The organism is Photorhabdus khanii NC19 (assembly GCF_000517265.1).
Classification (GTDB): domain Bacteria; phylum Pseudomonadota; class Gammaproteobacteria; order Enterobacterales; family Enterobacteriaceae; genus Photorhabdus; species Photorhabdus khanii.
Window position 1 is genome coordinate 401,913 of record NZ_AYSJ01000002.1, and the last position, 19,944, is coordinate 421,856.

General features: G+C 42.5%; 15 protein-coding genes. 4 read left to right on the forward strand and 11 right to left on the reverse strand.

Going from position 1 to position 19,944, the window contains the following annotated elements; all coding sequences use genetic code 11:
- Positions 1–380: 380 nt before the first annotated feature.
- Both PTE_RS01905 and metK read right to left on the reverse strand, forming a co-directional pair.
- The gene (locus PTE_RS01905; RefSeq protein WP_036842697.1) at positions 381–905 is read right to left on the reverse strand and encodes a SprT family zinc-dependent metalloprotease; all 525 of its coding nucleotides are present in this window, start codon (positions 903–905) and stop codon (positions 381–383) included.
- Positions 906–964: 59 nt separating this feature from the next.
- Positions 965–2,137 (reverse strand): methionine adenosyltransferase, encoded by a 1,173-nt coding sequence (gene metK / locus PTE_RS01910; protein ID WP_036842700.1) that lies wholly within the window; start codon positions 2,135–2,137, stop codon positions 965–967.
- Between the two features lie 634 nt (positions 2,138–2,771).
- On the opposite strand from metK, the gene speA reads away from it, so the two are divergent.
- A complete protein-coding gene (gene speA, locus PTE_RS01915; protein ID WP_036842703.1) occupies positions 2,772–4,676 on the forward strand; it encodes a biosynthetic arginine decarboxylase in 1,905 nt (634 codons plus the stop codon).
- Between the two features lie 174 nt (positions 4,677–4,850).
- A complete protein-coding gene (speB, locus tag PTE_RS01920; protein ID WP_023044021.1) occupies positions 4,851–5,777 on the forward strand; it encodes an agmatinase in 927 nt (308 codons plus the stop codon).
- 173 nt (positions 5,778–5,950) lie between these two features.
- On the opposite strand, the gene PTE_RS01925 is transcribed toward speB, so the two are convergent.
- The 9 genes from PTE_RS01925 to leuA form a co-directional block, all read right to left on the reverse strand.
- Positions 5,951–6,670, reverse strand: a complete 720-nt coding sequence (locus tag PTE_RS01925; protein WP_036842706.1) for a TerC family protein — start codon at positions 6,668–6,670, stop codon at positions 5,951–5,953.
- A gap of 92 nt (positions 6,671–6,762) precedes the next feature.
- Positions 6,763–7,449 carry a DNA mismatch repair endonuclease MutH gene (gene mutH / locus PTE_RS01930; RefSeq protein ID WP_036842708.1) on the reverse strand — a complete coding sequence of 229 codons (687 nt, stop codon included), beginning with the start codon at positions 7,447–7,449 and terminating at the stop codon, positions 6,763–6,765.
- Positions 7,450–8,195: 746 nt separating this feature from the next.
- On the reverse strand, positions 8,196–9,866 hold the full coding sequence (gene sgrR, locus PTE_RS01935) for an HTH-type transcriptional regulator SgrR (RefSeq protein ID WP_036842710.1): 1,671 nt from the start codon (positions 9,864–9,866) through the stop codon (positions 8,196–8,198).
- A 558-nt stretch (positions 9,867–10,424) separates the two neighbouring features.
- The gene (locus PTE_RS01940; RefSeq protein ID WP_036842712.1) at positions 10,425–10,607 is read right to left on the reverse strand and encodes a hypothetical protein; all 183 of its coding nucleotides are present in this window, start codon (positions 10,605–10,607) and stop codon (positions 10,425–10,427) included.
- The gene (locus tag PTE_RS25525) at positions 10,588–10,764 is read right to left on the reverse strand and encodes a hypothetical protein (protein WP_157890145.1); all 177 of its coding nucleotides are present in this window, start codon (positions 10,762–10,764) and stop codon (positions 10,588–10,590) included. The genes PTE_RS01940 and PTE_RS25525 overlap by 20 nt, the downstream gene beginning before the upstream one ends.
- A 284-nt stretch (positions 10,765–11,048) precedes the next feature.
- Positions 11,049–11,654 carry a 3-isopropylmalate dehydratase small subunit gene (gene leuD / locus PTE_RS01945; RefSeq protein ID WP_036843468.1) on the reverse strand — a complete coding sequence of 202 codons (606 nt, stop codon included), beginning with the start codon at positions 11,652–11,654 and terminating at the stop codon, positions 11,049–11,051.
- Between the two features lie 7 nt (positions 11,655–11,661).
- The gene (leuC, locus tag PTE_RS01950; RefSeq protein WP_036842714.1) at positions 11,662–13,071 is read right to left on the reverse strand and encodes a 3-isopropylmalate dehydratase large subunit; all 1,410 of its coding nucleotides are present in this window, start codon (positions 13,069–13,071) and stop codon (positions 11,662–11,664) included.
- Position 13,072: 1 nt separating this feature from the next.
- Entirely contained in the window at positions 13,073–14,164 is a 1,092-nt protein-coding gene (leuB, locus tag PTE_RS01955) for a 3-isopropylmalate dehydrogenase (RefSeq protein ID WP_036842716.1), read from the reverse strand.
- 2 nt (positions 14,165–14,166) lie between these two features.
- A complete protein-coding gene (gene leuA, locus PTE_RS01960) occupies positions 14,167–15,729 on the reverse strand; it encodes a 2-isopropylmalate synthase (RefSeq protein WP_036842719.1) in 1,563 nt (520 codons plus the stop codon).
- A 946-nt stretch (positions 15,730–16,675) separates the two neighbouring features.
- Here leuA and leuO point away from each other — a divergent pair.
- Together leuO and PTE_RS01970 are read left to right on the forward strand one after the other, a co-directional pair.
- Positions 16,676–17,620, forward strand: a complete 945-nt coding sequence (leuO, locus tag PTE_RS01965; RefSeq protein ID WP_036842720.1) for a transcriptional regulator LeuO — start codon at positions 16,676–16,678, stop codon at positions 17,618–17,620.
- A gap of 237 nt (positions 17,621–17,857) precedes the next feature.
- Positions 17,858–19,657 (forward strand): AMP-dependent synthetase/ligase, encoded by a 1,800-nt coding sequence (locus PTE_RS01970; RefSeq protein ID WP_198539142.1) that lies wholly within the window; start codon positions 17,858–17,860, stop codon positions 19,655–19,657.
- The last annotated feature ends 287 nt before the right edge of the window (positions 19,658–19,944 follow it).

Sequence of the window (19,944 nt, forward strand, 5' to 3'; positions counted from 1 at the left end):
GTTTTTTTAATCTTAACTCCGGTTTTTTAAACTGATATTAATGTTGCTAACAATATCAGTAAATATTCTTACACATTTATCATGATCAGTTTTCCTCGATCCCTACTGCGTTATCTGTATATTAGATTAAAAATAATATTAAATTCATAAAAGAGTTTGTTTTTGAAAGCGGAATAAGTATTCAAAATACGTTATTATGGTTAATCTAGATTATTTTACATTGTTTGGTTTTATCTATATATGTTTTTATAATTAATTGTTTTAGATGATAATTTTTCTATAATATCAACCGATTATCCTTAAGCGTTAATATTTTTTTTCGGTTAATGCGGTTAATAATGATCACTTGGGTAGTAAAATAGTTGAATCACATTTTTTTATTATAAATTAGGATCGAAAGAAACTGTTGATTTAGCAATAAGTTTTTCTCCACATTTCTTACAGATATAATGACTCTCTTCTCGTAATATTTTATTATGACGCCGCAGAGTTAACTCATGTTGTTGGCAGTTACAGTAATAAGTAAAAGTTTTACTGCGTACTGAATCGACTTCAAATTTATGTGTCCGACGAGCAGAAGAGCCTAAGACTTCTTCCATCATCCAACGCCATTGTTTCCCGTGTGGAGATACTTTGCCAAAACAGCGGTAAACCAATAGGTGAGCCAGCTCGTGAGGGACAACTTCATCAATAAAAGCCTGTTGGTTTTCAATCAATAGCACTGGATTAAGGCGGATTTGCCAATCTTTTATATATGCACTGCCTGCGGAGGTACCACGCTGGCGGTAATTTATCGTAGGTTCTGGAAAATCACGATTGAGATATAAGTTTGCCTGTTGCAGCTTTTGCCGCAAAGTACGCATAACCGCTTGTTGTAAGGCAACGGGAATTCTGGCTGATTGCATGTGTTGAAAATAATGTTAAGAAAAGCCTGGTTCAGTTATCCAAACCAGGCTTTTTGCTTTTACATATTGATCGCTGATTGCTTCAGGCCCGCAGCGTCACGTAGGATTTCTGCTTTATCTGTTGCTTCCCACGGGAATTGTGGGCGACCAAAATGGCCGTAGGCAGCAGTATCACGATAGATTGGATGTAACAGATCCAGCATCTGAATCAAGCCATGAGGGCGCAGATCGAAGAATTCACGCACCAGCAGAGTCAGAGTTGCTGTTGAAACTTTTTCCGTACCAAACGTTTCCACCATAATGGAAGTTGGCTCTGCAACGCCGATAGCGTAAGAAACTTGAATTTCACAGCGATCAGCCAGGCCTGCGGCAACAATATTTTTTGCGACATAACGTGCAGCATAAGCCGCTGAACGGTCAACTTTGGATGGATCTTTACCGGAGAATGCACCGCCGCCGTGACGAGCCATGCCACCGTAAGTATCTACGATAATTTTACGGCCAGTCAGGCCACAATCACCCATTGGGCCACCAATGACGAAACGGCCGGTTGGGTTGATGAAATATTTGGTTGTTGGCGTTAACCATTCAGCAGGCAGAACCGGCTTGATGATCTCTTCCATGACGGCTTCTTGCAGATCTTTCTGATTAATCGTTTCAGAGTGCTGTGTTGAAAGTACAACTGCGTCAACACCGACAATTTTGTTGTTATTGTATTGGAAAGTTACCTGGCTTTTAGCATCGGGACGCAGCCACGGCAGTACTCCATTTTTCCGAACTTCAGCCTGACGCTCAACCAGACGGTGTGCATAGGTGATAGGCGCAGGCATCAGTACATCAGTTTCGTTGGTTGCATAACCGAACATGAGTCCTTGGTCACCAGCACCTTGTTGTAGTGGATCTTCACGATCAACACCTTGATTAATATCCGGTGACTGTTTACCAATCGCACTTAATACTGCGCATGAGTTTGCATCAAAACCCATCTCAGAATTAACATAACCAATCTCTCGAACTGTTTGCCGCGTAATTTCTTCAATATCAACCCAAGCGCTGGTAGTAATTTCACCACCAACCATAACCATGCCGGTTTTAACATAGGTTTCGCATGCAACGCGGGCTTTTGGATCTTGTTCCAAAATAGCGTCAAGAACAGCATCAGAAATTTGGTCTGCGATTTTATCAGGATGCCCTTCGGAAACAGATTCAGAAGTGAAAAGGTATGTGGTCATTATATAACGTTACCTTAAAAATATAATTTCAGTTTGGAAACGGATGGATTAACATCTAGACGGCTATTCTAGGGTAATTCTTATCCGTGTTCCAGATTTTTTTGGTTCAAATGGTAATTTTCATCTGCTGACAAATAATTTCTTTATTTATATGTGAGTTTTGTTCAATTTCATTTTGCAATTTTGTGTAATTGCGAGTATAAACAGCGGCCGTAGTTGGATTCTTTGTGCTACAGATTCGCAGAGAGCTATACGCATAGCTTCTGTTTCTCAATTGAGAAAATGGCTCCTTGGTATGAGTCATGTGTGGGGGTGAATGGGGTAATGAACCATTATCTGCTGATTGCTAATGGCCAACAGCCACACTTGTCGTCGGATATATCCGCGTCTTTTTCCTTTCTTTTCAATATGTCTTTAATTCGATGTTATCTGTTGCCAATAAATAGGCCGGATATGTCGCACAGGCGTATTGTCACTCGGTAATTTTGTCATTGTTTAGTAGTAACTAAACGCTTTTTACAACCTTAAGAGCATGCTGTTCCCTGATATTTCTCAACACGCGAAATGATGGTGTTTTGAGTTATTTATTAATTACAGGCGAAGGCGAAACTCTAACTCCATTAAGGAGACTGCCATGAATGATAATATCGCTCGTAAAATGCAACAGACTTACAATATTGCATATTGGGGAGGGAGTTACTACTACGTCAATGATCTCGGCAATATCAGTGTTTGTCCAAACCCTGATTTGCCAGGGGCAAGAATTGATCTTGCGGGATTGGTGAAAAGAGTTCAGGAGGAACAGGAACATTTACGCTTGCCAGCGCTATTTTGTTTTCCTCAAATCCTGCAACATCGTTTGCGTTCAATTAACGCGGCATTTAAACGTGCCAGAGAGTCATATGGTTATAAAGGCGACTACTTTTTAGTTTATCCCATTAAAGTTAACCAACAACGCCGTGTCATTGAATCACTGGCCAGTTCCGGTGAGCCTTTAGGGCTTGAAGCAGGTTCCAAAGCGGAGCTCATGGCGGTGTTAGCGCATGCGGGTATGACTCGTACCGTAATCGTATGTAATGGATATAAAGATCGTGAATATATTCGTCTGGCGCTGATAGGTGAAAAGCTCGGTCACAAGGTTTATCTGGTGATCGAGAAAATGTCTGAAATTACTCAGGTACTGGAAGAGGCTGAACGGCTGAATGTGATCCCTCGTCTGGGCGTTCGTGCACGTTTGGCATCTCAAGGCTCAGGTAAATGGCAAGCCAGTGGCGGTGAAAAATCGAAGTTTGGGCTGGCTGCAACTCAGGTACTACAATTAGTTGAGATCCTGCGTGAAGTAGGTCGGCTTGATAGCTTGCAATTACTGCATTTTCATCTTGGCTCACAATTGGCGAATATTCGTGATATCGCAACAGGTGTTCGTGAATCAGCCCGTTTTTATGTCGAGTTACATAAACTCGGCGTCAATATAGAGTGCTTTGACGTGGGTGGTGGATTGGGTGTCGATTATGAAGGGACCCGTTCTCAATCTGATTGTTCTGTGAACTATGGGTTGAATGAATACGCCAACAATGTCATTTGGGGTATTGGTGATGCCTGTGATGAGCATGGTTTACCACACCCGACCGTTATTACAGAATCTGGTCGCGCCCTGACGGCTCACCATACTGTGTTGGTATCCAATGTTATCGGGGTTGAACGTAATGAATTTACCCAGACAACGCCACCGGCAGAGGATGCTTCCCGCCCGATCGCTAGCCTGTGGGAAACCTGGCAGGAGATGCATTCTGAAGGGAATAGACGTTCTTTACGTGAATCGTTGCATGACAGCCAGCTTGATCTGCATGATGTTCATACACAATATGCGCATGGCATGCTGGATCTGACTGAGCGGGCTTGGGCGGAAGAGCTGTATCTGAATATTTGTCGTCGTATTCAGCAGGATCTTGATCCAAGCAACCGTGCTCACCGGCCAATTATTGATGAGCTGCAAGAGCGTATGGCAGACAAATTCTATGTGAATTTCTCTCTGTTCCAGTCTATGCCTGATGCATGGGGTATCGACCAGTTGTTCCCGGTTTTACCGATTGAGGGGCTGGATAAGTCGTTGGAACGCCGTGCTGTGTTGTTAGATATCACCTGTGACTCCGATGGCATCATTGATCATTATGTGGATGGTGATGGTGTAGCAACGACCATGCCTATGCCCGATTATGATCCTGATTATCCGCCAATGATTGGTTTCTTTATGGTGGGAGCGTATCAGGAAATTCTTGGCAATATGCATAATCTATTTGGAGATACCGCGGCTATTGATGTTTATGTCTTTGATAATGGCGAAGTGACTTATAACCAAAGTGAAGAAGGGGATTCAGTTGCTGATATGCTGCAATATGTAAAACTGGACCCTAACGTACTGATGGCTCGTTTCCGTGACCAGGTAAAAGGCGCTGATCTGGATGCCGGCTTGCAAGAGCAATTTTTACTAGAATTTGAAAGTGGTCTTTATGGCTACACATATCTGGAAGATGAATAATCTTCCGGCGTTAATTAAGCCTCTTATATACAGATAAGGTTATTGATATCAGTTAAATATCAAGGATACATGAATATGGGGTTCTTTTAGAGATACCCCATCTCATCATGGCCTTGAGTATTTATTCTGGAGTGAAATAGCCTTGTTCTGTCGGGAGACTGTTGAGGATATATCATGACAATAAATACCTTGGGCAACCAACAAGATAATTCTTTGGTTTCTAATGCCTTCGGTTTCCTGCGCTTTCCGCTGAACTTCCAGCCATATTCCAGCGATGCAGAGTGGGTGATTACCGGGGTGCCATTTGATATGGCAACATCAGGCCGTTCAGGCAGTCGCCACGGGCCTGCGGCTATTCGTCAGGTTTCTACTAACCTGGCGTGGGAAAGCAGCCGTTGGCCGTGGGATTTTAAATTACGCAATCATCTGAATGTTGTGGATTGTGGTGATTTGGTCTTCGACTTTGGTGATGCTCAGAATATGAGTGATAAGTTACAGGCTCATGCTGAAAAACTGTTGGCTTCGGGTAAGCGTATGCTCTCTTTTGGCGGTGATCACTTCATTACTTTGCCTTTATTGCGCGCTCATGCCAAACATTTCGGCAAAATGGCTCTGATTCATTTTGACGCTCATTCTGATACTTATCCAAACGGCAGCAAATTTGATCATGGCACCATGTTCTATCATGCGCCAAACGAAGGGTTGATCGACCCACATCATTCAGTACAGATTGGTATCCGTACCGAACATGGTCAGGATGATGGTTTCACGGTGCTGGATGCCGCTCAGGTTAATGACCGTGATGTGAATGATTTGGTTGCTCAGATAAAAGAGACGGTTGGCGATATGCCGGTTTATCTGACTTTTGATATCGATTGTCTTGATCCTGCTTTTGCACCCGGTACCGGTACACCGGTAATTGGTGGTTTGACAACCGATCGTGCATTGAAATTACTGCGTGGTTTGCAGCCGCTGAATATTGTGGGTATGGATGTGGTGGAAGTTGCGCCAGCTTATGACCAGTCCGAGATTACCGCTCTGGCAGGGGCGACTATCGCGCTGGAGATGCTTTATTTACAGGCGGCTAAGAAGACGGTCTAAAATTCTTCTACTCTGATAATAGCTTTAGGGGATAGTCAATAAATTTATTCCCTAAAGCTCAGGTATCAAACCTAGGCTAAATTAGCTAATTATAGCAAACAGATCGCCGATTATTTCGGCGATCTGTTTGCTAGGTAGAAAATGATATTTTTAGTGCTATGGCAAAGCCATGGTTAATTTTTTTTCTTCTTTTTTTTCCCACGCATCAGATTCAGCGTTTCTACTGCCATTGAGAAGAACATCGCAAAATAGATGTAACCTTTAGGTATGTGCACCTGTACGCCTTCCAGAATAAGGGCAAAACCCACAAGGATCAGGAATGACAGTGCTAGCATTTTTACTGAGGGGTGACGGTCAACGAATTCACCGATAGGACGAGCTGCCAACATCATGACAGCGACTGCTATGATAACCGCCGCCATCATAATAAACAGATGATCGGAGAGACCAACGGCGGTGATGACAGAATCCAGGCTGAAAATAATGTCCAGCAGCATGATCTGGATAATTGCTCCGAAGAACGAGTGAACCGGGCGTTTTAAGCCTTCTTCATTGCCCCCTTCAATAGCTTCGTGAATCTCTTTACTGGCTTTCCATATCAGGAACAGGCCGCCAAAGAATAAGATTAGGTCTCGGGCAGAAACATCATGTTCAAAAACCGTTAATATCGGGTAGGTTAGCTGGATAACCCAGGCAATGGATGCCAGCAGCCCCAGGCGCATTAGCATTGCGCCCATCAGCCCGATTTTGCGTGCTTTATTTTGTTGATGGGCAGGGAGTTTTGCCACAACAAGTGACAAAAAGATAATGTTATCAATCCCTAAAACGATTTCCAGAATTGTCAGGGTGGCAAGTGCCATCCAAGCATGAGGATCAACAATCCATTCTAACATTGCTTATTAAAACCTTAAGGTAAAGATTTAATTATACGCGTGATTGCATGCAAGGTAAGCATATCAATGAAAAAACCAGTCGGAGATCAACATTAAATCAGGAAATGGCGGGCCAGTAGCGGGGCGGTAAAATTTTTCCTCAGATAGAACCCCCGGGGCAGAGTCATAATAGGCTGGCCGTGTGCTCCGATTGCCTCGGTTAATGCTTTGCTGTTGGCTGCCTTAGGGCGTAACTGTAATACTTCACCATGACGGGCCGTAACGCTCTCTACTTTGCCAAGTACGATAAGATCCATCAATTCCTCCCAGTCATGGCGCAGTAACTCTTCTTCTTCTTTATTGGGACTCCATAACAAGGGGGAACCCACCCGGCGTTTAGCTAAAGGAATTTCCCGTTCACCTTCAACGGGTATCCATAGCACCCGCGATAATTTGCGTCTGACGTGACAGCTTTCCCAAGTAATGCCACTGTTTCCTGTCAATGGTGCAACGCAGACGAATGTTGTTTCCAATGGATAGCCCCTTCTGTCTACAGGGATAGTTTTAAGTTCAACACCGATATGTTCGAAATCCTGCTCTGGTTTACTGCCGGCACTGGCACCGAGATAATATTCTAACAACATGCCTACCCAGCCTTTATCCCGTTTCAGATTAGGAGGGATGGGTAAATCTGCTTTTTCCGCCAATTCTCCCATTGATAAACCAGACAGAAGTTGGGCGCATTCAAACAACTGCTGTTCGTTATCCGGTGGAAGAGGAGGGGAAAAAAGTGTGTTCATTTGGGATATCCATTTTTTAGGTTAAAAAATAGCCTTGGTCTCTGTGAGTAATAAATCTGGGTCTTACGTAATAACTAAAAAAGTGATAATAGCATGATATACAAACATTTTTTATTACTGTTTCAAATATTGTAAGATTGAATGACTCTGTTGTTCACCTATTGCTGGTAATAATGAACAGGATCTTACACCATGTTATCCACAGTTTTATGGGATAAGTAGACAAAAATGAGATCACTGGTTTGATTTACAGGTTTGACTAACAAGTTTTTCTACAAAAAACCCTGTTTTTTGCTTAACTAAAAAGCATAACCTGTGCATAACATTGTTATTGGTTGTTTTTTGTTCTCATCAACTGACGTTATCCATTATGCTTGTGATGAGTGTTTGAAATAGCGGGATAAATGGCTGCTATTTCAATGAAAAATAAATACTATTTCATTTTTTGTCTATAGATTGATAATTCATAACATAAAGCTATACCTGAATTACCCCTGCCTTTTTCACATAGATATCCACAGAAAAAGTGAATAAAAGCGGGTTTGTGCACCTGTGTATGTTCATAACTCTGGCTTTTTCTGTGAATTACCCTTCATCAGTTAGCTTTTGGAAAACTTCGTCCTTCTGGGCATAGAGAGGAAAGGAGGACGTTTTTCTGTTGACAGATAACAGACAAACCATGAACTCCAGAGAGAAGCCCTGGCTTGCGTTCAGGTACTTCTCTGTGAAGTAAGGATCCTCTTCCTTTAGGAAGAGGAACAGTCAAATGGGTTAAACCAGGCAGATTTGAAATCAAACCAGCCAAAGGTGTTCATTTTGACGCCTCGCATACTTCGCTGTCCTTGTAATTCAAGCCAGTGATGGAACAGCGGATACAGCCAATGTTCATCAACTATTTTTTCGCACCATTCTTCAAGCGACAATTCTTGTCGTCGCCATTGTGATACTTCTTTATTCAAGTTATCACCAAGACATTTTTTCAATAATGGTATCTCATACAGTGTAGCGAACAGCGAAAATTCCAGAGGATTGTAAAAATTGGCGGTAGAAAGCCAGAGGTCACTTTCGGCGTCGCCGTTGAACCATGTGTCATAATCCACAATATTGATTTTCAATTCGACACCACATTTGGTCAATATGGTCTGAAGGATCTGACTGATTGTGTGGTATTCGTGATGTTGATGATAAAGCGTGACGGTCAGATGGGTAATGTCCTCTGGTTTGCTTAACTCTGGTATAAGCTTACTGTGATGCCAGCGCAGTAACAGACCATATGCGGGTGACCAGTGGCGTTGATAAAAAGGGTCACAATGCGCTAACAGATTTATTGGCGTTAACAGGCTGCATAACCATTGGCGAACATCTTCTCGCCTGCATTGAGCTGAACGGTGGTCATGCAGCAGGAAATAACAGCCTTCTTCCATCCTGCTTTCTAACGAGTTATTACCTGCGCTGTCACTTTCCAGATGCAGGGTTGTGCAAACCAGTTTCTCGGCTAATTCTGGCACAATCCATATATTTACCTCATCAATCAGTGCCCGAAAGCCAAAGTAATTATCAAAGGCTCGAATTTGTAGTTTCTGAGAGCTATTTTTTATTACCTGGTAAGGGCCGGTTCCTATAGGTGTACGAGAGAAGTTCGGTAGTTGCTGCCACTCTTGAGGCAAAATCATGGCGTGTGGGCTGCCAATTAATAAAGGGAGCCAGTGATCGGGTTCTGAAAGAAAAATATCAATCACGTGTGGTGTGGGGGTGGTGACTTTATCAATATGAGAGAAAAGAGGCAGATGGCGTAACCTTTGTATCGAAGAAATGACATCCTCCATCTGTAATTCTCTGCCGTGGTGAAAATGGATGGCCGGTCGCAGATAAAAGCGCCAATGATTTGACGATAGCTGTTGCCAATGATGCGCTAAATCAGCTTCTGGTTCCCCATTTTCCTCATTTATACGTGTTAGGCTATTAAATATCTGCCTGACCAGATGAATTTCAGAACGGCGTAAGGGTGAGCCAGGTAACAGGTTAGGGAAAGGGCGGTAGTAGAGTATCCGCAGTAAGTTTTTTCCTTGGCGGAAACGGCGTTCAATCTGGGATAGCACCATCTGACGGACGGCATTTTTATCACCAACCAGTTGAACCAGTTTCTCAATGTTCTGTTGTTCAAACAGCTCTTCAGCCCGTTGTTGCTGGAGTTCCCTCCCATCTTGCAGGAAATTCAGTTGGGAACGTTTTCCCCGTCCGGACTCTGCCTGCCACTGTAACCAGCCAGCTTTCTGCATATTGTTGAGCAGTGAACGGATATGGCGCTTTGAGCAGTGCAAGACATTTGCCAGCTCTTGTAACGTTGTTTCAGCCTCTTTTCCTTGGTGGTGTTGCCATAATCGGATGAATTGTTGTTGTAAACGTGAGCTGGGCATAAAAGAGGAACTCCGCAGTATTATTCATCAATTTTTATTTCCTTATGTTTAGTCAATAATTATCCATATTGAAAGTAGCTCAATAGGCCAGAACGAAATCTGGCTTCTCCCCCAATTTTCTTGAGTAATGGTGATTTGCCAGCCAGTAAGAAAGCTTACTGGCTTTTTTTCTTATTGTGCATTGTGTGCATTTTCCTTCTGCCTTGTCTCTGTTTTACGTATCAGTTCAAAATGAGTCATAATCTGGTATTGATAGAGATTTGTCCAGAGACTGTTGTGGTTTCTGCCTAGTAATTTCTTTAATATGCTAGGTTAACCTCTATTTCTGGGCGGCAAAGGTTCAGGGACTGACCTTCGGATCAACTGAAAAAGATGGGTCTGAGTTCGTGTTGGGTAGGGTTACTTTTATCTTCTACTTTAATAATAAAAAAATCTACAGGGTACAGACTTGTCACGGGTAAGCCGACAAAGCAAAAAACTAATAGGACAGTAGGTCCGATCCCCAGAAGACCTATTCATTACTGGAGATTGGGCAGGGTCTTTTAAATTCATGATTTATCAGGATATCGGATACTCTTTTTTAGCGGGAACCTGTTCGGTGGCGTTTCCGGAATCCTGACGCTTTTTCAAGACATCATTTTTAACGGATTCTGCAACTCGGTTCTGAAAAGCCATAAGTGCTTCTCTGCGGGCCAAAGCCGCCGCTGACAACTGTGGCCGATTATAAGATTTCAATGACATATAAGGATTCCTCATCAGCCAGATCTTTTCGGTAGATATATTTTACGCCATCTGAGTATTTTTTCAACAAACGCTCATAATATTGAGTCAATGTTGGTTTCATTGGGAAGTAAATAATAACTTTAACTTTGTTTTTATGTGAAGCATTTAATTTCATCTAACGCGCCTTAAATTATTAAATTTTATGTTGCAGATATTATTTATTAGAACACACGGGAACTTGGTAATAAACAGATTATTTCAAATAAAATCAATGGTCGCTTGCGCGGCATCATGGCGGTTGGGGTGCTATTCACAGCCCTTTTGTCAGGGATATTTCATGTTGCACTTTGCTTATTTTTCACACGTTAGGCCGAAGAAAAAACTTATCCACATATCCAGAGGTCAGATCTAATAAAGTCCCGCAGTACAAAACTACGGGATGAATAAATAAAGGCAAGGTTAACGCAGGAAAGCCGGTTGTTCCTGTTCGTAGGCGATTATGGCGTCCAGGTGCTGTAATGTCAGGCCGATGCTGTCCAGACCATTTATCATACAGTGACGTCGGAAGCTGTCGATTGCAAAATCGTAGCTTTTATCGCCGGCGTGTACTTTCTGTTGTTCCAGATCGACGGTAAAATGCCAAATTGTGTTTTGCTGAACCAACTCAAATAGTTCATCGACATCTTTATCATCTAATTTCACTGGCAGTAACTGGTTGTTGAAGGCGTTACCATAAAAAATATCCGCAAAACTGGGCGCGATAACAACTTTAAAACCATAATCCGTCAAGGCCCACGGGGCGTGTTCACGGGAGGAACCACAACCAAAGTTTTCACGAGCTAGAAGGATACTGGCACCTTGATAACTGGGCTGGTTTAATACGAATTCAGGATTAGGTTTCTGTCCTGCATCATCAAGGAAACGCCAGTCATGAAACAGGTGCTGACCAAATCCGGTACGGGTCACTTTCTGCAAAAATTGTTTTGGAATAATGGCATCGGTATCAACGTTTGCAGCATCTAAAGGAGCGACCAACCCGGTATGTTGAATAAACTTTTCCATAATTCCTCCTTTATGACTTTTGTGCCGGATGACGTATGTCGATAAAATGACCACTAATCGCTGCCGCCGCTGCCATCGCCGGGCTGACCAAATGCGTGCGTCCACCACGCCCTTGGCGTCCTTCGAAGTTGCGATTACTGGTAGAAGCGCAACGTTCACCTGGTTGCAGACGGTCATTATTCATTGCCAGACACATTGAACATCCCGGTAAGCGCCATTCAAAACCGGCATTTATGAAAACCTTATCTAAACCTTCTGCTTCTGCTTGTGCCTGAACGGGGCCCGATCCTGGAACGACGATCGCCTGAACGCCTGGTGCAACTTTATGGCCTTGTGCGATGGCTGCGGCAGCCCGTAAATCTTCAATGCGGGAGTTGGTACAGGAGCCGATGAAGACTTTATCGATCTTCACATCTGTCAACTTAATACCCGGTTTCAAATCCATATAAGCCAGTGCTTTCTCAGCAGATGCACGTTCAACAGGATCACTGAAAGATTCTGGTGCGGGAATGGTTTGATCAATAGCAATGACTTGCCCTGGGTTTGTTCCCCATGTGACCTGCGGCGAGATCTCTTCCGCGTTAATAGTAACAACCGTGTCATATTGTGCAGCAGGATCGGATTTCAGTGTCTTCCAGTAAGCAACCGCTTGTTCCCACAATTCTCCTTTGGGTGAGAACTGACGGCCTTTTATATAAGTAAATGTGGTTCCATCTGGTGCGACTAAACCCGCTTTAGCGCCCATTTCAATTGCCATATTACATAAGGTCATACGGCCTTCCATACTCAGCGCTTCAATCGCCTTACCACAGAATTCAACCACATAACCTGTACCCCCCGCGCTGCCTGTTTTGCCAATGATTGCCAGAACGATATCTTTGGCAGTAATCGCATCACCGACATCACCAACTACTTCGATTTTCATCGTCTTAGCACGGGCTTGTTTCAGGGTTTGGGTTGCCAGTACGTGTTCAACTTCAGAAGTACCAATACCGAAAGCCAGTGAGCCGAATGCGCCATGGGTTGCGGTATGGGAATCACCACAAACGATCGTCATTCCCGGCAGGGTCATGCCTTGTTCCGGTCCGATCACATGAACAATTCCCTGATAGGGATGGTTAAGGTCATATAATGTGATACCGAATTCGGCACAGTTTTTCATCAGCTCCTGCATTTGAATACGTGCCATGTCACCACAGGCATTAATATCTTTTGTCTGCGTGGATACGTTATGATCCATTGTTGCGAACGTTTTACCTGGTTGGTGCACCGGTCGGCTTTTCGTGCGCAAGCCATCAAACGCCTGCGGGGAGGTCACTTCATGAACCAAATGGCGATCAATATAGAGTAACGGGGTTTCGTCCGGGACTTCCCGGACAATATGAGCGTCATATAATTTCTGATATAAAGTCTTAGCCATGTTAAATACCCTCGGCTACATAACGGGCGATAACGCTGCCCATTTCATCAGTGCTGATTGCTTTGCCATTTCCGGCTAAATCTGTTGTGCGATAGCCCTGTTCCAGCACATGGTTAACTGCCTGTTCAATCGCATTTGCAGCATCATGATGACTTAAGCTGTAACGCAACAGTAAAGCGGCAGATAGGATCTGGGCTATCGGGTTAGCAATGCCTTTTCCGGCAATATCCGGTGCAGAGCCACCAGCCGGTTCATATAAGCCAAAACTTTTCTCGTTCAGGCTGGCGGAAGGGAGCATTCCCATGGAACCGGTAATCATGGCGCATTCATCGGATAAAATATCACCGAAAATATTGGAGCACAGCAACACATCAAACTGAGACGGATCTTTAATCAACTGCATGGTGGCATTATCAATATACATGTGGTTGATTTCTACATCTGAATACTCTTTTGCAATCTCACTAACCACTTGCCGCCACAACACGGAACTCTGCAACACGTTTGCTTTATCAACAGACGTCACTTTATTACGGCGTTTGCGGGCTGATTCAAAGGCGATACGGGCAATGCGCTCAATTTCAAAGCGGTGATAAATTTCAGTATCAAATGCGCGTTCATATTTACCCTGGCCTTCACGTCCTTTGGGTTGACCAAAATAGATACCGCCTGTTAATTCACGGACACATAAAATATCAAAGCCTTTGGCTGCAATATCACTGCGTAAAGGACAAAATATTTCTAATCCGGCATATAAGCGGGCAGGGCGCAAATTGCTGAACAGCTTGAAATGCTTGCGTAATGGCAACAGCGCACCGCGCTCAGGTTGTTCTGCTGGCGATAAATGTTCCCATTTAGGTCCTCCCACGGAGCCGAACAATATGGCATCAGCCTGTTCACAACCGGCTATGGTTTTTGCCGGCAGTGGACAGCCGTGACGATCGATAGCAATCCCACCTACATCATATTCGCTGGTGGTGATACGGATATTGAAACGCTTACGGATTGCGTCCAGTATCTTATGAGCCTGCGCCATAACTTCAGGACCAATACCATCACCGGGTAAAATTGCAATATGATAACTGTTCGACATGGTTACACCATTTCCTTTGTATTTCGCTGTATGCGTTGTTTCTCTTTCTTAACTTGTTCTGCGCGCCAGATACAATTCAGCGCATGAATCATTGCCTTGGCTGAGGATTCAACGATATCTGTTTCGAGCCCCATGCCGTGGAAGCGACGTCCAAAGCATTCGACAACGATATTGACTTGACCCAGCGCATTGTTCCCTTGCCCTTTACCTGATAACTGATAAGAAACCAGCTCAATTGGGTATTCCGTCATTCGGCTGATCGCTTGATAAATAGCATCTACCGGACCGTTACCGGTGGCTGCTTCTGATTTTATCTCTTTACCACACGCTAAACGTACCGCTGCTGTTGCTATCACGTTGGAGCCAGATTGGACATTAAAGTTATCCAGACGGAAAAATTCTGGCTCTTGATGTTGTAGATTGATGAAAGCTAACGCTTCCAAATCATAGTCAAATACCTGGCCTTTCTTATCTGCCAGACGCAAAAAGGCTTGGTATAAGCTATCCAGATCGTAATCTTTATCCTGATACCCCATCTCTTCCATACGGTGTTTCACGGCTGCACGACCGGAACGGGAAGTCAGATTCAATTGAATTTCTTTTAGGCCGATGGATTCCGGCGTCATAATTTCGTAAGTTTCACGATTTTTCAGTATACCATCCTGATGAATACCGGATGAGTGGGAAAATGCATTGCTACCAACAATCGCTTTATTCGCCGGGATCGGCATATTACATAACTGGCTGACTAACTGACTGGTACGGTAAATTTCTTGATGATTGATATTAGTATAAACGCCTAACATTTGCTGGCGGACTTTTATTGTCATGATCACTTCTTCCAGCGAGCAGTTGCCGGCACGTTCACCCAGACCATTCATCGTTCCTTCTATCTGACGGGCGCCAGATTGTACCGCGCTGATAGAGTTGGCGACAGACATCCCCAAATCATCGTGGCAATGTACGGATAATATCGCCTTGTCAATATTAGGAACACGTTCGATCAAGTTAGTGATGATTCCGCCAAATTGATAGGGTGTGGTGTAACCGACAGTATCTGGAATGTTAATCGTCGTTGCACCTGCTTTGATGGCGTTTTCAACAATCCGGCACAGATTATCAATCGGTGTGCGGCCGGCATCTTCACAGGAGAATTCAACATCATCAGTGTAACGACGTGCCCGTTTGATTGATTGAGCGGCCATCTCCATAACATTTTCGAATGTTTTTTTCAGTTTGGATTCGATATGTAAGTTGGAGGTAGCCAGGAAAACGTGGATTCGAAAAGCCTCTGCAACTTTTAATGCTTCAGCGGCAACATCAATGTCTTTTTCTACACAACGGGCTAAGGCGCAAACACGGCTGGTTTTTATCTGCCTGGCGATCATCTGTACAGATTCAAAGTCACCAGGAGAGGAAACCGGAAAACCAACTTCCATGATATCAACACCCATTCTCTCCAAAGCCAATGCAATCTGGAGCTTTTCTTTCACACTTAAACTGGCTTGTAATGCCTGTTCTCCATCACGTAATGTGGTATCGAAGATAATAACTTGCTGGCTCATATCATGCTCCTCTCGTGGTTATTTTTGGCGCCCAGCAGGTAAAAAAAACCCGCGCATGGCGCGGGTTCTTGTTTATGTCTGGTTTGAATCAACTCTGTTTTCTGTCCACCAGCATACCGCGCATATCAGATACGATTAGTAGTAGGCTTAGTAGACAAATTGAGTGAATCATATTGATCCAACCTTTCAATAGTATTAAGTATTAATGAGTGTTTGGGACTCGGATGCTTTTATTGATACGTTATCTTAAAAGTGATGTCAAGAATTCATTTAGGCATATGATTCTTGGTTTTGCTTTTGCTATGACTGCAAATTGAAGTGTTGATCTGTTTATATTTAAAAAGATTTTATTTTGTCCTTTTATGTTTGGGTTAGACTTGAGTGATAAACTCAGATTTATATAAAAAATAGCGCATTATACTGATTAATTAAAATTAAGTATTTTCGTGCCGGGAGCTGGAAGTGGATTTGTATTTTTCTGAAAAACATCGTTTGTCATTGACAAATAGGTATAAATAGGAAGTTATGTTATATATCGTTGAAAAAATAATTTCATAATATAATGACTCTGATAAAATTGTTTAATAATAATAATTCAGTAATTTTATTATGAATTGGGTCATTCTTTGATTTATCATCACATACGGAATGCTAGGGTGAATAAATTGTTAACACAATTGTACTTTTTTGTAAATAAATAATGAGCATCTACATTTTCTACTAACTGAGATTATATATTTTTAACATTAATAAGGGGATGCGCTGGTTAGCTATGCGTATTCAGATTTGTACAAGGACGAGTCTTAATTATTTATCATCAAAATGATTAAGATAATTGATCTCGTTAATAGTAAAAGTCATCGTAATATCTGAGCAATGAATGAAGGTATTTCCGATGTTTTGTTATTAGCCGGGGTCATCTGAATGAGTTTAGTGGAGTTAAACAATGGCTGAATACACCTCAGTAACTGCAACCAAAAAAGATCCAAGTGAAATTCATTTACGCAATGTGGATCTAAATCTGCTGACTGTTTTTGATGCAGTGATGCAAATGCAGAATGTAACACGTGCGGCACAGATATTGGGAATGTCACAACCTGCTGTTAGTAATGCGATTTCTCGCTTGAAGTTAATGTTCAATGACGAATTATTTGTACGTTATGGGCGTGGAATACAACCGACGGCAAGAGCTCATCAATTATTTGGTCCTGTCCGTCAGGCATTACAGCTGGTATATAATGAGTTACCTGGGGTTGGTTTTGAGCCTGATAATAGCGACAGGGTTTTTAATCTTTCAATTTGCAGCCCTTTAGATATTAGACTGGCAGCAAAAATAGTTGAACAGGTAAAACAAAATACACCAAATCTGGGTGTTACGATTCGATCATCTCTGCATGATAATATTGAGCATCAGCTCAGGTATCAGGAAACTGAGTTTGTCATTAGCTATACACAGCTGGAACGTATGGATTTTCATCATTACCCGTTATTCAATGATGAGTTGGTCCTGGCCGTTTCCAATAATCATGCCAGAATTGAAAACAGTATTAGTGAACAGCAGTTGTATGAAGAACATCATGCAGTTGTATCATTGGATAATGCCGGTTCGTTCAGTGCTCCCTACTATGATTGTAGCGAACGTCTGCATTCTGTGGTTTATCAGGGAACTGATTTGAATAGCGTGCTGCATATTGTATCTCAAACTTATTTGGTTGCGGTTACTCCAAGATGGTTGGTTGAACACTACAGCGAACAATTAGCAATAAGAGCTGTTTCATTACCATGGGATAAGGTAAGCCGTCCGTGCTATTTGATTTGGCACGAATCTACAACAAAAGATAAAGGGCATCAGTGGATGAAATCGCTGTTGAGCCAACTTAGCGGTAGTTAATTAACTTGAAACTCACTATTGGATAAACAGGTAGTGAGTTTTTCATTTTATCACAAATTTATCAACTTTTGATAAATATTCTTTTCCTGTTGTGCAGGAATAGGTAGACTGCAAGGAAAATAGCTAACACCTGTAAGCTGAAAAGCGAATTAGTGATGCAAAAAGGCATTATTAGAGAATAAAGCCACTATTTTTCTCTAATGAGAAGAAAATTTTTCTAACAGGAAAAGAATTGTGATAACTGAAAATTTACATCCTTATCACTTGATAAACCGGTTGCAGCAACAAATTAAACAAAACCCAGAGAGAATTGCTTTTCGCCAATGGTCTTCAGATGAACAACTCGAATTAAGCTGGAATAATATTGACAAAAAGACAAAAGCCATTAGCCGTGCATTGCTGGAAATTGGGGTTGATGTACAGGAAAAAATTGGCCTTTTTGCACATAACAGCATGGCGTGGTCACTGACAGATATCGCGGTATTACAACTCAGGGCAGTGACTGTTCCTTTGTATGCAACCAGTAGTCGGGAACAGGCTGGTTTCATTCTTAATGATGCCGGTGTGCGTATTCTGTTTGTTGGTGGGCAGGTGCAGTATGATGTCGCTGTCACTTTGCCAGAACGATGTCCCCAGCTAAGTCACATTATAGTATTAGATGAATCAGTCGATTTGCGCGATTGTTCATTAGCACAGCATTTATCTGACTTTATGACTGATAATAAATTACAACATCAGTCTGAGTTGGAAACCCGTATTGCTAACCATAATCTGGACGATCTTTTTACGGTTATATATACATCCGGTACAACCGGTGAGCCTAAAGGTGTCATGCTTGATTACCGTAATTTAGCTTATCAGCTGTATTCACATGATCATCGTCTGACATTAACTGATCAGGATGTTTCTTTGAGTTTCCTGCCGCTATCCCATGTTTTCGAACGCGCATGGAGCTTTTATGTGATGCATACAGGCGCACAAAATGTTTATCTGACTGATACTAATTTTGTTCGTCAGGCTATGGCGGATATTCGCCCGACAGTGATGTGTGCAGTGCCGAGATTTTACGAAAAAATTTACAGTGTGATTTTTGAAAAGGTTTCTCAGGCACCTTGGCATCGGAGAAAATTATTTAACTGGGCGATTAAATGTGGTGAGCGTCAGTTTTTACGTAAGTTGCAAGGTAAAAAAAGCTGTCCCTGGTCAACGGCAATGCATCGGCTGGCCGATAAATTGGTATTGAGCAAACTGCGTAATATCTTGGGTGGCCGAGCTCGTTTTTTACCTGCGGCCGGTGCACGTCTGGATGAAACGATTATCCTGTTTTTCCTTGCTGTTGGCGTAAATATCAAATATGGCTATGGTATGACAGAGACCTGTGCCACGGTTTCCTGTTGGCAAGAACAAGGTTATGTGCTTGGTTCTATTGGTACACCATTGCCTGGGATTGACGTCCGTATCGGTGAAGAAGATGAGATACAGGTGCGTGGCCCAATTGTGATGAAAGGCTATTTCAATAATCAGGAAGAAACTGACAGAGCATTCGCTCAAGACGGTTGGTTGCGTACAGGTGATGCCGGTAAGTTAGATGAAAATGGTAATTTGTTTATTACTGAGCGCCTGAAAGATTTGATGAAAACATCAAACGGTAAATATATTGCCCCACAAATGATTGAAGGTACTTTGGGGCAAGATCGTTTTATTGAGCATGTTGCTGTTATTGCTGATGCACGTAAATTTGTATCCGCCCTTATCGTGCCTAGTTATGATGCATTGGAAGAATACGCAAGATCAATCAATCTCAAATATCATGATCGGATTGAATTACTGTGTAATAGCCACATTATGGCTATGTTTGAACAACGTCTGAAAGAGATTCAGAAAAACCTTGCTCACTTCGATCAGGTAAAGCGCTTTATATTACTGCCACAGCCATTTTCAATGGAAACGGGTGAGTTAACGCCAACGCTGAAATTGCGGAGGAAAGTTATTATGCAGCGTTACTATAAAGAAATAGAATCCATGTATCAGAACTGATCTTCAGGGTCTATATAAAGTCATCGCTATTCGCGTAAGCTGATTATTAGGGGAAATTCGGGGTGGTATTAGATCATTCCACCTCGGATTCATCCCAGGAATACCCGGCTTTTAAAGGTTTCAATATCGGACGAATAAACGGTATTCGAGCTTTGAAAATTTCAGATAAATTACACTCCTTGATATCCACTGTAATTATCAGATATCACAGATTTAACTCTTGTTATTTAAAGAATTATCAGATGATTTCTATAATGAAAAATTTTATATTAATTTCAAAGAATACC